Below are 13,702 nucleotides of genomic sequence, written 5' to 3'. Positions count from 1 at the left end.
TGGCAGACGAGCCCAGCGGCCATCGGCTCGAGGCTCGACTGCGGAAGGTCCTCGCCGACGTCCGCGACGTCGCCGCAGACGAAGGCGCGCTGCACGCCCGAATGGCCGCGACCGTCAAGAACGTGAGCGCGTTCCCGGACGGGTGCATCCCACCCGCCGCAGAACTGGCGGAGTTGCTGCGCTGGCTCGAGGGCGGCAACTTCCTCGTGTTGGGCGCGTGCGACTACGAACGGACGACGGCGGCGGGCCGGGAAATTCTCGCGCGGCGCCCGGGCTCGGGGCTGGGTCTGCTCCGCCACCACAGGCTGCCTGACAGCGCGACGCCGGCGCCGCGGTCCGAAAGGGTCCTGACCTTCGTCACGTCCGGTCTCCGCTCCTCGGTGGAGCGGAACGCCTACTTGGAGGAAGTTCGGCTCAGCACGTTCAACGCCGCGGGAACCGCGACCGGGGAGCGCTGCTTCGTGGGCTTGCTCGCTCCCGGGGCCGCCGGACCGTCGCTGCGGCGCATTCCCGTGATCCGGGACGAGGTGGCCGCGGTCCAGGCGCAGCTCGGCATTCCGACGGCCTCCCCTGAGGGCACAGATCTCGCGGCGGCGCTCGAATCGCTTCCGCTCAGCGAGCTGTTCCACATCGAGACGGGCGAACTGACACGTCTCGCGGGAGAGATGGTCCGGCTCCAGGAGCGGCGGCAGACGCGGCTGTTCCTGCGCCAAGACCCGCGAGGCCATTTCGTCACCGCGCTCTTCTTCCTTCCCCGGCACCGCTACACCACGGACGTGGGGCTGCGGATCGAGCGGGAGCTCAAACAGGCGTTGAGGGCCACGTCGCTCGAGTTCGACGTTCGAGTGAGCCAACCGATGGCCCGTGTTTCGTGCCGCGTGCTCCTTCCACCCGGCGCGTCCCTCGAGGCCCTCGACGCCACCGAACTCGAACGGCGCCTCCTCCAGGCCACGAGGACGTGGACGGAGGGGCTGTCCGATGCCATCCGGAGTCGCTGGCCGTCGAGGGCCGCCCGGCTGTCGGCCCTTTGGTCGGGCGCGTTCCCCGCGAGCTATCAGGCCGAGGTCAGCGTCGACGAGGCGCTTGAGGACATCCGGCAGTTCGAGCGCTTCGACCTCGACGGCGCGGGTGGGCGCCCCGTGTCCGACCCTCTGCTGACCGTTTCGGCCGTCCCGGGCGCGGGCGCGGCCGCAGCGCCCCGTGACGCGCGGGTCCGGCTCTATCTCACGAGCCCGCGGACGCTCACCCAGATCCTGCCGCTCTTCCACAACCTGGGCCTCGAAGTGCTGAACGAGCGCCCGTTCGACCTCGTGCGCGGCACCGCCCAGCCCCTGTTCCTGTACGAGCTGGACGTGAGGTATCGGGCCGGTGTGGACCCGATTGCGACCAGCCCCCTCCTCTCGCAGGCCTTCAGCGCGGCCATGCGTGGGGACTCGGAGTCAGACCGTTTCGACGCTCTGATCCTCCGGGAACGCGTGGACTGGCGGCAAATCGCAATCCTGCGGGCCTACGCGAAGTACCTGCTGCAGCTCGGAACCACCAACTCATACGACTTCATCGCCGACGCCGTCCTGTCCAACAGCGCCGCGACGCGCGCATTGCTTGGCCTGTTCCACGCACGGTTCGACCCCGGGCTGCCGGCCGCGCACCGGCTTGGGGGCACCGCGGCCGCGCGTGCCGCCGCCATCGTCGCCATCGACGCGGTCGAGTCACTGGACGCAGACCGGCTGCTCAGGACGTTCCTCAACCTCATCGAGGTCACGACGCGGACCAACTTCTACCGCGGCCGGCCCTACCTGAGTTTCAAGCTCCAGCCGTCCCATCTCCGGATTGCGCCCCAACCCCGGCCTCGGTTCGAGATCTGGGTCTATTCCCCGCGGGTGGAAGGAGTGCACTTGCGGTTCGGACCGGTGGCGCGCGGCGGCCTGAGATGGTCGGACCGGAGGGAGGACTTCCGCACGGAGGTCCTGGGGCTCGCCAAGGCGCAGATCGTGAAGAACTCCGTGATCGTCCCGACCGGGGCGAAGGGCGGCTTCTTCCCCAAGCGGCTTCCCGGCCCCGACCCGGACCGCGCGGCCTGGCTCGCCGAGGGCATCGAGGCCTACAGGGACTTCCTCCGTGGGTTGCTCGACGTCACCGACAACCTCGCGCCCCCGGATGCCCTCACCGCTCCGGAGGTGCGCTCCCCCGGCTCCGTGGGGCGCGTCGTCCCGCCCCCAGACGTCGTGAGGCACGACGACGACTATTACCTCGTGGTGGCCGCCGACAAGGGCACCGCCGCGTTCTCCGATATCGCGAACGAGGTCGCCGAGGAGTACGCGTTCTGGCTGGGCGACGCGTTCGCGTCCGGCGGCTCGGCTGGCTACGACCACAAGCAGCTGGGCATCACCGCCCGCGGCGCGTGGGAGTCCGTCAAGGAACATTTCCGCGATCTGGGCATCGACTGCCAGCGGGAGGACTTCACGGTAGCGGGCATCGGCGATATGAGCGGGGACGTATTCGGCAACGGGATGCTCCTCTCCCAGCACATCCGGCTCGTGGCCGCGTTCGACCACCGGCACATCTTCCTCGATCCCAGCCCCGACCCGGGCTCTTCGCTGGCCGAGCGCCGCCGCCTCTTCGAGCTGCCCCGCTCCTCCTGGGCGGACTACAGCCCCGCGCTGCTCAGCCCGGGCGGCGGGGTCTATCCGCGCACCGCGAAGTCCATTCCCATGACCCCGCACGTCCGGCGAGCGCTCGACCTTCCCCCGACGACGACGGCGCTGACGCCGCCCGAGCTCATCCAGGCCATCCTGCGTGCCCCGGTGGACCTCATGTACAACGGCGGGATCGGCACCTACGTCAAGGCCTCCACGGAGTCCAACCGCGACGTCGGCGACAAGGCGAACGACTCGGTCCGGGTCGACGCCGACCAGCTCCGGGCCAGGATTGTCGTCGAGGGAGGCAATCTCGGGATGACGCAGCGGGGCCGGGTCGAAGCCGCCCTGAATGGGGTCCTGCTCAACACCGACGCGATCGACAACTCCGCCGGGGTCGACTGCTCGGACCACGAGGTCAACATCAAGATCTTCATCGACCGCATGATCGCCGCGGGGAACATGGCGGCCGGCGAGCGCGCAGACTTCCTCCACTCGCTCAGCGATGACGTGGCGCGGCTGGTTTTCAAGAACAACCGGGATCAGAACATCCTGCTCCGCAACGAGCGGGCACTCGTCCTCAACTGGAGCCCAGGCTTCGAAAGGACTCTGGACTGGCTCGAAAAGGCCTCGGAACTGGACCGGACGCTTGAGGCCCTGCCGACGACCGCGGAACTGCACGCCCGCCTCAAGGAGGGCAAGGGGCTCACCGCGCCCGAGCTGGCCGTCCTGGCCGCCTACGCCAAGATCGAACTCGCGAAGGAGCTGAGCGAGAGCGACGTCGCCGACGACCCGTGGTTCGACCGAATCCTCAGCAGGTACTTCCCGCCCCCGGTGATCGAGCGCTTTGGCCGCGAGATCCAGGAGCATCCCCTGCGCCGGCAGATCATCTCTACCGTGCTGGCCAACGACATGACCAACCTCGGCGGCATCACCTTCGCCTTCCGGACCATCGAGGAGACGACCGCGACCGCGGCGGCGGTCGCGCGGGGCTTCGTCGCGACCTGCGAGGCCTACGATCTGCAGGGCTTCGTGGAACGGATCGCGCAGCTCCCGCCCGAGTTCCCCAGCGAACACGCCGCCGAGCTCGCCGTCCACATGCGCCGGGTCATCGACCGCGCAACCCGCTGGTACGTCACGCACGACCACCGTGACCAGCCGCTCGACCGGGCACTCGGCAGGATCCTGCCCACCCTCGAGCTGCTGCGCACATCGACCGCAGATTATCTGCGCGGCGAAGACGCCGACCGAGTGCACGGACGTCTGGCGCACTGGGACAGCGTGGGGCTTCCGCGCGATCTGGGCCGCCGCGCGGCCGACATGCTCGAGAGCTTCGGGCTGCTGGACATCTCGCTCATCTCCGAACAGGTCGACGAGCCCATCGAACGGATCGCGGACCTCTACTGGGCCGTCTTCCACCGGATCGGTGCGGCCAGGATCCTGCTGCGCATCACCGATCTGCCGCGGCAGAGCCGGTGGGAGGCGCTCGCCCGGGCGGCTCTGCGCGACGACGTCTACTCGGTGGTGGGCGACATCACCGTCGCGGTCCTCCAGACCACGGGGCTGAACCGGGCCCAACGCGGAGAACTGCTGTTCGCCGATCCGATCGAGCGCATCGTGGAGTGGGAACGCGGACATCACGAGCAGCTCGCCCGCATCAAGGACACGCTCGCCGAGGTGACGAAGCCGGGAGACGTGGACATCGCGTCCCTGTCCGTGGTGCTCAAGCTCCTCAGGACGCTCCTCCGCACGTGACCGAGGCGCCGTAGGGTGGGTCCGTGGACGATTCCGCCTTTGTTGACCATGTGGCCGATCAGCTCGCGGCGCTCCCGAACGTCGTTGCCGTGTCCCTCGGCGGCTCGCGGGCGGCGAGCACACACACCGCGACGAGTGACTGGGACTTCGCCGTGTACTACCGCGGGAGCTTCGACCCCGACGCGTTACGGGCCGTCGGGTGGCGCGGAACGGTCTTCGAGATCGGCGGCTGGGGCGGCGGCGTCTTCAATGGGGGCGCGTGGCTCGAGATCGACGGCCGCCGGACGGACATCCACTACCGTGACGCGGACGCCGTCGCGCACGAGTTCGCGGAGGCACGGGCCGGGCGATTCCGCATCGAACCGCTCCTGTTCCATCTCGCGGGGATCCCGAGTTACCTCGTCGTCGCCGAGCTCGCGGTCAACCGCGTGCTGCGCGGCGACGTGCCGCGTCACGAGTACCCGCCGCGGCTTCGAGAGACGGCCCCGCCCGTGTGGCGCGAGCGAGCGGAACTGACGCTCACCTATGCGCGGAACGCCTACGTCGACGGCGCGAAGGTCACGGAGCTGGCCGGCGCCCTCGCCACGTCCGCCGCGATGACGGCCCACGGCGTGCTCGCGGCGCGCGGCGAGTGGGTCACGAACGAGAAGCGGCTCCTCGAGCGGGCCGGGCTCCGGGGCCTCGACGCAATCATGTCGAGCCTCCGCGCCGACCCGGCCGCCCTCACGGACGCCCTCGACCGGGCGAGCGAGCTCTTCGCCGCCGCCCTCGCTGACGCGCTTCCGACCAACCGTCCTTCGGGGGCATAACCGTCCCGTCTGCGACACGACCGTCCTGAAGAGGCATGACCGCTGCTTCTGCCGGACGGTTTTGCCTTCAACGGACGGTCAGCCTGTGCGAAGGGACGGTTGTGCCGAGCGAGGATAATAGACTGGTGCCCTTGCCCGCCCCGGTCGCTCCCGCCGTCGTCCTTCAGGAGGACGAGTGGCTCCCGCGCGCCAAGGCCCACGCCGAACGGGCGGCGCGCTTCGCTGAGCCGTTCGTCGCCCGGCGGAACGCGCGCAAGAAGCACCCGGTCGAGGACTTCCTGTTCACGTACTACACGCTCAAGCCGGGCCAGCTGGGCCGCTGGCACCCGGGCGCGGGCGTCGCGCTAACGGGCGACGGCGCGGCGGAGCGCCTCGGGTGGAAGCACTACCGCTCGCTCACGGCAGCCGAGCGAGAGGCCGCGGGCGTGCGGGAGGGGACAACCGCCGTCGTGCTCGACGCCGCGGGGTACCTCGCCGAGCGCGAGGAGACAGTGCGCTTCAGCGGCGTCATCCTGGGCGGGACGGCGCAGCGGCCCACACAATTCGGCTGCTTCGGCCTGCACGAGTGGGCCATGGCGTACCACTCGGAGAAGTTCGGAATCCGGCACGAATACCTCCCACTGCGGCTCGGCGCCGATGGCACGGATCGCGTGGTCGAGGAGCACCGGATCCGCTGCACGCACTTCGACGCGTTCCGCTTCTATACGCCGGACGCCGCGCCCCGCAACGAGCTCCAGCCCTCGCGCGAGACGCAGCGCCACCTCGAGCAGCCGGGCTGCCTCCACGCGAACATGGACCTCTACAAGTGGGCGTACAAGCTCGGGCCCGCGGTTCCGGGCGAGCTGCTCATGGACTGTTTCGAGCTCGCCCAGCGGATCCGCGAGATGGACATGCAGGCCTCGCCGTACGATCTCTCCGACTGGGGCTACTCCCCCATCCGCATCGAGACTGCGGCGGGGAAGGCCGAGTATGTGGAGCTCCAGCGCGGCTTCGCGGCGGAGGCGGCGTCGCTCCGCGACCGGCTGAAGGACGCGATCGCGCCCCTCGCGGCGCTCGTCGCTTAGCGGCTACTCGGCCTCGACGTAGAACCAGCGGCCGCCCTCGCGCACAAAACGCGAGGTCTCGCGCAGGACTCCCCGCCCGCCGTCGTCCGTGTAGTGCGCCGCGAACTCGACGATCCCCGCCCCCTCGAAGGGGCCGCCCGCCTCAGCGCGGACGACGTCGAGGCGTCGCCACAGCGTGCCGTCGTCGAGTTCGAGCGTGCCCGGCCGCGTGGACGGATGCCACGTCGCGAGAAGGTACTCCGCCATGCCCGGCTCCGGGCCAAGCGCGAACGCGCTGTACCGCGAGCGCATGAGCGCCTCCGCGGTCGGAGCGGCCGCGCCCGCGTGGAAGCGGCCGCAGCACGCGCCGTAAGTCTCGCCGTGCCGCACGGGCAGCGGGTGTCGGGATCGAAGGTCACGGGCACAGAGTAGCCGCTGTCACAGCGGCTTCCGGAGGCGCCGGGTAGAATCGGGGTGCAAGCTCGCGGAGTGCCCTGCCCTCTTGCGCCCGTCGTTGGTGGAGTCTTCTGTGGCTTGCTCACTCACCCTCAAGCACAGGAGCCTCCTCGATGCCCCGGATCGTTGTCGATGTCATGCCGAAACCCGAGATTCTCGACCCGCAGGGGAAGGCGATCGTGGGGGCCCTGCCGCGGCTCGGCTTCACGGCCTTCAGCGGCGTGCGCCAGGGCAAGCGCTTCGAGCTGACCGTGGACGGCGAGGTGACCGAGGAGATCCTCGAGCAGGCCCGCAACGCGGCCGCGACGATGCTCTCCAACCCAGTGATCGAAGACGTGGTGAACGTGGAAGTCCTCTCGGAGGAGACGGACGCCCCGGCCGGCGCGGCCGAGGTGCGCTGACCATGAGCGAAACGCCCCTCATCGGCGGCACCGCGGTGGCCGAGAACGCGCCGCTCACGGACGCCCGCATCGGCGTCGTCACGTTCCCCGGCACGCTCGACGACCGCGACGCCGCGCGCGCCGTGCGCCTCGCGGGCGCGACCCCCGTCCCGCTGTGGCACGCCGACACGACGCTCGGCGACGTGGACGCGATCGTCATCCCGGGAGGCTTCTCCTACGGCGACTACCTGCGCGCGGGCGCGATCGCGCGGTTCGCGCCGCTCATGGCGAAGATCGTCGACGCCGCCAACTCGATCGACAAGCTCCCCGTGCTCGGGATCTGCAACGGTTTCCAGATCCTCACCGAGGCGCACCTCCTGCCGGGTTCGATGATCAAGAACGACCACCTCAAGTTCATCTGCCGCGACCAGACGCTCCGGGTCGAGAACAACCGCACCGCGTGGACCAACCAGTACGCGGCCGGCCAGGAGATCACGATCGTCCTCAAGAACCAGGACGGCCAGTACGTCGCGGACGAGAAGACGCTCGACGCGCTCGAGGCCGAGGGCCGCGTCGCGTTCCGCTACGTGGGCTGGAACCCGAACGGCTCGCGCCGCGGGATCGCCGGCATCACGAACACGGCGGGCAACGTCGTGGGCCTCATGCCGCACCCCGAGCACGCCGTCGAGGCCGGCTTCGGCCCGCTCGGCGCCGACGGACATTACAGCACCGACGGCCTCGGCTTCTTCGCGTCCGTCCTCAGCCAGCTCGTGGAGGCCAAGTGAGCACGCCCAACGAAACCCAGACCGCGCCGAAGTTCAACATCGACACGGTCGAGCACGCCGCGGAGACCCCGGACGTCGATCTGCCCTGGGCTGAGCTGGGACTCAAGCAGAACGAGTTCGAGGAGATCGTCAAGCTCCTGGACCGCCGCCCCACCGCGGCCGAGCTCGCGATGTACTCGGTCATGTGGAGCGAGCACTGCTCCTACAAGTCCTCGAAGGTGCACCTCCGCCAGTTCGGCGAGAAACTCACCGACGAGATGAAGAAGGACATGATGGTGGGCATCGGCGAGAACGCCGGCGTGACCAACCTCGGCGACGGCTGGGCCGTCACGTTCAAGGTCGAGTCCCACAACCACCCCTCGTTCGTCGAGCCGTACCAGGGCGCGGCGACGGGCATCGGCGGCATCGTGCGCGACATCATCTCGATGGGCGCCCGCCCCGTGGCGGTCATGGACCCGCTGCGCTTCGGCGCGATCGACCACCCGGACACGGCCCGCCTCGTGCACGGCATCGTCTCGGGGATCGGCGGCTACGGGAACTCCCTCGGGCTGCCGAACATCGGCGGCGAGGTCGTGTTCGACTCCGTCTACCAGGCCAATCCGCTCGTGAACGCGCTCGCCGTCGGGGTGCTGCGCCACGAGGATCTCCGCCTCGCCAACGCTTCGGGCGTGGGCAACCGCGTGGTCCTGTTCGGCGCCCGCACGGGCGGCGACGGGATCGGTGGGGCCTCGGTTCTGGCGTCGGAGTCCTTCGACGACTCGAAGCCCTCCAAGCGGCCCGCCGTCCAGGTCGGCGACCCGTTCGCCGAGAAGGTGCTCATCGAGTGCTGCCTCGAGCTGTTCAAGCACTCGCTCGTCGAGGGCATCCAGGACCTCGGTGCGGCCGGCATCTCCTGCGCGACGTCGGAGCTCGCCTCGAACGGCGAGGGCGGCATGCGCGTCGAGCTCACGAACGTTCTGCTGCGCGACCCCACCCTGACCCCGGGCGAGATCCTCATGTCCGAGTCGCAGGAACGCATGATGGCGGTCGTGACGCCGGACAACGTGGCCGAGTTCGAGAAGGTCATGGAGAAGTGGAACGTCGAGTTCTCGTGGCTCGGCGAGGTCACGGATTCGGGCCGGCTCGTGATCACGTGGGACGGCGAGACGATCGTCGACGTCGACCCCCGCACGGTGGCCCACGAGGGCCCGGTCTACAACCGGCCCTTCCACCGGCCCGAGTGGCTCGACGGCGTCCAGGCGGACACGTTCCGGGCGTCGCAGGCCGGCACGGCGCTTCCGAAGAGCGGCGACGAGCTCAAGGCCGCCGTGCTTGAGCTCATGGCCTCGCCGAACATGTGCGACAAGTCGTGGGTCACGAAGCAGTACGACCACTACGTGGGCGGCAACACGGCCCTCGCCTCCCCCGACGATGCGGGCGTGATCCGCGTCGACGAGGAGACCGGACTCGGCGTCGCGATCTCGACCGACGCGAACGGCCGCTACGCCTACCTCGACCCGTACACCGGTGCGCAGCTCGCGCTCGCCGAGTCGTACCGCAACGTCACGACATCCGGCGCCGTGCCGATGGCCGTGACCGACTGCCTCAACTTCGGCTCCCCAGAGGACCCCGAGGTCATGTGGCAGTTCGCGGAGTCCGTGCGCGGCCTCGCCGATGCGTGCAAGACCCTCGGGATCCCGGTCACCGGCGGCAACGTCTCGCTCTACAACCAGACGGGCACGACGGCGATCCACCCCACCCCCGTGGTGGGTGTCCTCGGGAAGTTCGACGACGTCGATCGCCGCACGCCGTCAGGCTGGCAGCAGAACGCGGACGGCCAGGCGATCTATCTGCTCGGCACCACGCGCGATGAGCTCGACGGCTCGGAGTTCGCTAACCTGCGCGGGCACCTCGGCGGGCTTCCGCCGAAGCTCGACCTCGAGGCGGAGAAGACGCTCGGCGCGATCCTCATCAATGCCTCGCGCGACGGCATGATCGACTCGGCCCACGATCTCTCCGAGGGCGGCCTCGCCGCGGCCCTGTCCGAGATGGTGCTGCGCTTCGGCGTGGGCGCGCGTGTGGCGCTCGACGATCTGTGCGCGCGCGACGGCGTGGACGCGTTCACGGCCCTGTTCTCGGAGTCGCAGGCGCGCGCCGTCGTCGCCGTCCCGCGCTCCGAGGAGGTGCGCTTCAACGACATGGCCACCGCCCGCCAGTTCCCGGTGGTGCGCCTCGGCGTTGTCGACGTCCTCGCAACCGCGCTCGAGGTGCAGGGCCTGTTCGATCTGCCGATCGCCGAGCTCCGCACGGCTCACGAGGGAACGCTGCCGAAGCACTTCGGCTGACAGTCTCTCCCACCCGCATCGACTGCTCCGTAACCGTCGTTTTGAGCCGCGAAAACGACAGTTACGGAGCAGTCGTCTTGCTGTCGGGACGCCAACCCGCCGCGACCAGCGCCGTTCGGACCTTCGCGACCGCTGCCTTCGCGTCGTGGAGCATGTGCCTTTTCGATATCCGTACCTCGGTCCAGAGCGCGTCGGCGTACCTTTCCGACCTGGTGATGTCGCGTACCACCTGCTGGACCTCCCCGTGATGCTCGCCCTCGTACTCGACTCCTACGCGATAGTCCACAAATGCGATATCGGGCTTAGGCCCACGGCGTCCGTCTGGGCCTACGATCTGGACGTTGAGCCGCGGCTCAGGCAGGCCGGCACGCACGAGTTCGAGCCTCAGTTGGGTTTCCTGAGGCGAATCCGAGCCGACGCGGATCAGGTCGAGGGCGATCCTCGCCTTCCTGATGCCCCGTTTGCCCTTGTGACGGTCCACGATCCGGCGAAGGTCCGCGATGGTGCAATGGGAATCGGTGCGCCCCTCGAGGTCTGGGTATGGGACGCGCACGCACGCATCTCCGACCGCCACGAGCTCATCGATGCTCACCGTCTCGGCTAGGTCGAGCCACGTCCGTGCGGGCGTCGTCACGGGGAGGCCCTGCACGAAACTCACCTCATCTTCAAAGAGCTTTGCCCGATGGACCGTCACGTGCGGGCGGTTGAGGTGCGCTGCCCCCTCGGGTCGGATCACGTGGTACACCTCGCGGTCGCTGGCGTGCCGGCGGCGGTGCGGCAGACCGTGGAGCTCGGCAGCCGTCACGTGCGACGCCGCGCATAAATCGTTGACCTCGAGGAACGGGCGAACCCGCGCGACGAAGGGGACCTTCGCCGTCGTCCTCTGCGCGCGGATTCCGCGCCCGACCGACCGCAGGGACCCATGTCTCAGGCGGCGCTCCGACACCCCGGCCGCATCGGCCTCGGCGACCGTGAAGGGTCGGAGCGGCAACTCTCCGGGAAGCGGTCGAGGAGTCTTCATGGCACTATCTGACCAGATCGGCCGAGCCGGGCCTGAAGTTATCCACAGGCCCCGATCGACTGCTCCGTAACTGTCGTTTTGAGGGCTCAAAACGACAGTTACGGAGCAGTGGATTGCCCTTGGGGAGGATTAGTCGTCGCTGCGGAGTTCGCGGCGGCGCGCGCTGAGAAGGTCAAGTTCGGGGCGGCCGGCCACGAAACGTTCGACGGCGTCGAGCACCTCGACCGCGTGGGTCCGGTCCGCTGTCACGAGCACCGCGCCGAGCTCGGCCCGACGGTAGAGCTCCTGCGCGCCGACCTCCGCCGCCGAGACTTCGAAGCGCCGGCGCAGCTCGGCCACGAGCGGACGCACGATCGCGCGCTTCTCCTTAAGCGAGTGCACGTCCCCGAGCAGGATGTCGAACTCGATCCACGCGATCCACATGAGCCCATTCTCGCCGCCGCCCCCTCCGTCTCAGGTAAGAGCGGGTGAGTTGTCGGGCCAGATTACAGGACGCCCAGGCGGGCGAGCCGGCGGCGGGCCGCCTCCTCGCTGGGACCCGGGCTGCCGAGGGCAAGGCCGACGACGGCGAGCGTCACCTGAGCGCCCTGCCGCGCCGGAAGCAGCCCGTGCCTGACCGCCTGCCGGTTGAGCCCGAGCAGCTCGATGTGACGGTCGGACATCGAATCGATCGCGGCCGCGAACAGGGTCCTGTACCCCGGCACCAGCAGAGGGTCGAGCGGGAGGCGCCGCAGGAAGCCAACCACCTCGTCGAGGCGAGGGCTGTGCGCGAGGCGCGCGCCGTCGTCGTACGCGGTGAGCTGTTCGCGCAGCTCGGCGAGGGAGCGCGGCGGCTCGGCGACCCCCATGAGCTCGCCGGCGGTGGCCCATTCGCGGACGTACTGGTCGGCAAGGCCGGGAGCGAGCGGGCCGCGCACATACTCGTACGCGCCGAGGAAGGCATCCGTGAAGGCGAGGTGAACCCACGCGAGCAGCTCCGGATCATTCGCCGAATACTCGCGCGCCTCGCCGAGGCCGTCGATGTACCGCCCGACGACGGCGTCGTGCCGCCGCCGCACGTGCTCGCACGCGCGGTGGGCGGCGACGGTATCGCCATACGTGACCGTGAAGACCCAGCGGATGGTCCGGGCCAGCCGCGCGAGGGGATCCTCGCGGTAGTACGAGTGGTCAACCACGCCCGCGAGGACCCCCGGATTGAGTGCCTGGGTCAAGAGGGCACGGATGCCGCCCACGATCGGCGTCATCCCGCCGTGGACGCGCCACGTGACGGAATCGGGCGGGAAGTAGCCCGCGTCGCCGCCCTTCTCAAGGGCGAGCTCCCACTCGGGGACGCCCTCGGACTGGCCCGCGAACGTGCGGCTCAGCCGGCGGCGCAAGGGGGCGAGAACACCGTTGCTCACCCCTCCAGCGTCGCGCGCGGAGGAGTTCCCGGCAATCCCGCCGTCAGCCGTACCCCGCGCCGCGCCCACGCAGCCACCGCCGGACGGCGCCGTTGAACCCCGCTGGGTCCTCGATGAAACTCATGTGCCCCACGCCCGGGAGGACCACAAGCTCGGACCCGGGGATCCGACGTTGCAGGTCCTCGCCCACGGCCACGGTCGAGCGGACGTCCGCGGCGCCGTACAGCAGGAGCGTCGGCACGGTGATGGTCGGCAGCACGGGTCGGTAGTCGGCGCGCCCCGCGACCGCCAGGAGCGCGCGCATGCCCGAGGGGCGGAAGTCCTCGATGAGCCGCGAGACCCTTGCGCGCATCTCTCCGGTGGCGCGGGCGGTCAGGAGCGTGGGCAGCCAGGCCGGGATAATTTCCGACGGCGGCTTGTCCAGTTCGGCGGTCGCCTGGAGCATGCGCCGCTCGACCTCCTCGGGCGGGAGGGACCCCGCCCAGCCCGCATACGCAGAGGCGAGAACGAGCGAGGCGGGAATCTCGGGGTGGTGCTGCCACAGGTCCAGGGCCACGACGGAGCCGAACGACAGGCCGAGCACGTGCGGCTTGGCGCCGCCGTCGGCGAGGCCAAGCTCGGCGAGGAGCCCCGCGAGGAGCTCGCCGAGCGAGCCGGCGCCGTCGGCGAGGTCGTCGGAGCCTCCGCAGCCCGGCGCGTCCCACGCGATGACGGTGAACTCGTCGGAGAGGTCGTCGAGCTGGTCCTGCCAGACTCGGCCGTCCTCATACGCGCCGTGCAGGAGGACGAGCGGCGGCCCGCTGCCGGCCGTCCGGTAGGCGATGCGAAGCCCCGCGACGCTGACCGTTTCCATGCGATTCAGCGTCGGGCCGGTTCCCCGGGCGGTCAAGGATCCGTTCAGCAGAGTCGACGCGGGCTCAGCGACGGGCCGCGGCCGTCATCGCGCGGATCGTCTCGCCGAGGGCCTCGTCGGTCGGGGTCGGGGTGAGACGGAAGGCGCGCTGGGCGGCGGTGGAGTCGAGCATGAAGGGTCGGTCGAACTGGTACTGCATCTCGGGGAGCTCGCGAGCCCCCGGGCTGAAGAGCCCGGCGA

Annotated in this window: 11 protein-coding genes; 6 read left to right on the top strand and 5 right to left on the bottom strand. The window is 69.9% G+C overall.

What is annotated here, in order from left to right; genetic code table 11:
• Positions 1-101: 101 nt before the first annotated feature.
• From ACLN58_RS10360 to ACLN58_RS10350, 3 genes are all read left to right on the top strand, one after another.
• Complete coding sequence (locus ACLN58_RS10360) at positions 102-4,391, top strand: NAD-glutamate dehydrogenase (RefSeq protein ID WP_415855181.1); 4,290 nt, start codon at positions 102-104, stop codon at positions 4,389-4,391.
• Between the two features lie 23 nt (positions 4,392-4,414).
• Positions 4,415-5,200 carry a nucleotidyltransferase domain-containing protein gene (locus tag ACLN58_RS10355; RefSeq protein WP_415855180.1) on the top strand — a complete coding sequence of 262 codons (786 nt, stop codon included), beginning with the start codon at positions 4,415-4,417 and terminating at the stop codon, positions 5,198-5,200.
• Between the two features lie 131 nt (positions 5,201-5,331).
• On the top strand, positions 5,332-6,264 hold the full coding sequence (locus tag ACLN58_RS10350) for a 3-methyladenine DNA glycosylase (protein ID WP_415855179.1): 933 nt from the start codon (positions 5,332-5,334) through the stop codon (positions 6,262-6,264).
• A gap of 3 nt (positions 6,265-6,267) precedes the next feature.
• On the opposite strand, the gene ACLN58_RS10345 is transcribed toward ACLN58_RS10350, so the two are convergent.
• A complete protein-coding gene (locus ACLN58_RS10345; RefSeq protein ID WP_415855178.1) occupies positions 6,268-6,633 on the bottom strand; it encodes a YchJ family protein in 366 nt (121 codons plus the stop codon).
• A 179-nt stretch (positions 6,634-6,812) separates the two neighbouring features.
• On the opposite strand from ACLN58_RS10345, the gene purS reads away from it, so the two are divergent.
• From purS to purL, 3 genes are read left to right on the top strand one after another with little or no spacing between them, the layout of a single operon-like run.
• Entirely contained in the window at positions 6,813-7,100 is a 288-nt protein-coding gene (gene purS / locus ACLN58_RS10340) for a phosphoribosylformylglycinamidine synthase subunit PurS (RefSeq protein ID WP_415855177.1), read from the top strand.
• A 2-nt stretch (positions 7,101-7,102) separates the two neighbouring features.
• Complete coding sequence (purQ, locus tag ACLN58_RS10335; protein ID WP_415855176.1) at positions 7,103-7,864, top strand: phosphoribosylformylglycinamidine synthase subunit PurQ; 762 nt, start codon at positions 7,103-7,105, stop codon at positions 7,862-7,864.
• Positions 7,861-10,188, top strand: a complete 2,328-nt coding sequence (purL, locus tag ACLN58_RS10330; RefSeq protein WP_415855175.1) for a phosphoribosylformylglycinamidine synthase subunit PurL — start codon at positions 7,861-7,863, stop codon at positions 10,186-10,188. The genes purQ and purL overlap by 4 nt, the downstream gene beginning before the upstream one ends.
• 61 nt (positions 10,189-10,249) lie before the next feature.
• Here the strand turns inward: purL and ACLN58_RS10325 are convergent, their stop codons facing one another.
• The 4 genes from ACLN58_RS10325 to ACLN58_RS10310 all read right to left on the bottom strand — a co-directional run bounded on the left by ACLN58_RS10325 (position 10,250) and on the right by ACLN58_RS10310 (position 13,462).
• On the bottom strand, positions 10,250-11,209 hold the full coding sequence (locus ACLN58_RS10325) for a hypothetical protein (RefSeq protein WP_415855174.1): 960 nt from the start codon (positions 11,207-11,209) through the stop codon (positions 10,250-10,252).
• Between the two features lie 129 nt (positions 11,210-11,338).
• Positions 11,339-11,632: a DUF503 domain-containing protein gene (locus ACLN58_RS10320; RefSeq protein ID WP_415855173.1), complete on the bottom strand. Its 294-nt coding sequence runs from the start codon at positions 11,630-11,632 to the stop codon at positions 11,339-11,341.
• Positions 11,633-11,694: 62 nt separating this feature from the next.
• Positions 11,695-12,609, bottom strand: a complete 915-nt coding sequence (locus tag ACLN58_RS10315) for an oxygenase MpaB family protein (protein ID WP_415855172.1) — start codon at positions 12,607-12,609, stop codon at positions 11,695-11,697.
• A 43-nt stretch (positions 12,610-12,652) separates the two neighbouring features.
• Positions 12,653-13,462, bottom strand: a complete 810-nt coding sequence (locus ACLN58_RS10310; protein ID WP_415855171.1) for an alpha/beta fold hydrolase — start codon at positions 13,460-13,462, stop codon at positions 12,653-12,655.
• Positions 13,463-13,702: the final 240 nt, after the last annotated feature.

The sequence above is a fragment of the Sinomonas sp. G460-2 genome (genome assembly GCF_047759905.1).
GTDB lineage: Bacteria > Actinomycetota > Actinomycetes > Actinomycetales > Micrococcaceae > Sinomonas.
The sequence above is the reverse complement of the archived record's forward strand: the minus strand, read 5'-3'. Positions and strand labels throughout refer to the sequence as shown.

Excerpts from the sequence above, each read along its gene's own strand:
- ACLN58_RS10325 (WP_415855174.1), bottom strand. The coding sequence starts at position 11,209 with ATGAAGACTCCTCGACCGCTTCCCGGAGAGTTGCCGCTCCGACCCTTC.
- ACLN58_RS10360 (WP_415855181.1), top strand. The coding sequence starts at position 102 with ATGGCCGCGACCGTCAAGAACGTGAGCGCGTTCCCGGACGGGTGCATC.
- purQ (WP_415855176.1), top strand. The coding sequence starts at position 7,103 with ATGAGCGAAACGCCCCTCATCGGCGGCACCGCGGTGGCCGAGAACGCG.
- purS (WP_415855177.1), top strand. The coding sequence starts at position 6,813 with ATGCCCCGGATCGTTGTCGATGTCATGCCGAAACCCGAGATTCTCGAC.
- ACLN58_RS10320 (WP_415855173.1), bottom strand. The coding sequence starts at position 11,632 with ATGTGGATCGCGTGGATCGAGTTCGACATCCTGCTCGGGGACGTGCAC.
- ACLN58_RS10310 (WP_415855171.1), bottom strand. The coding sequence starts at position 13,462 with ATGGAAACGGTCAGCGTCGCGGGGCTTCGCATCGCCTACCGGACGGCC.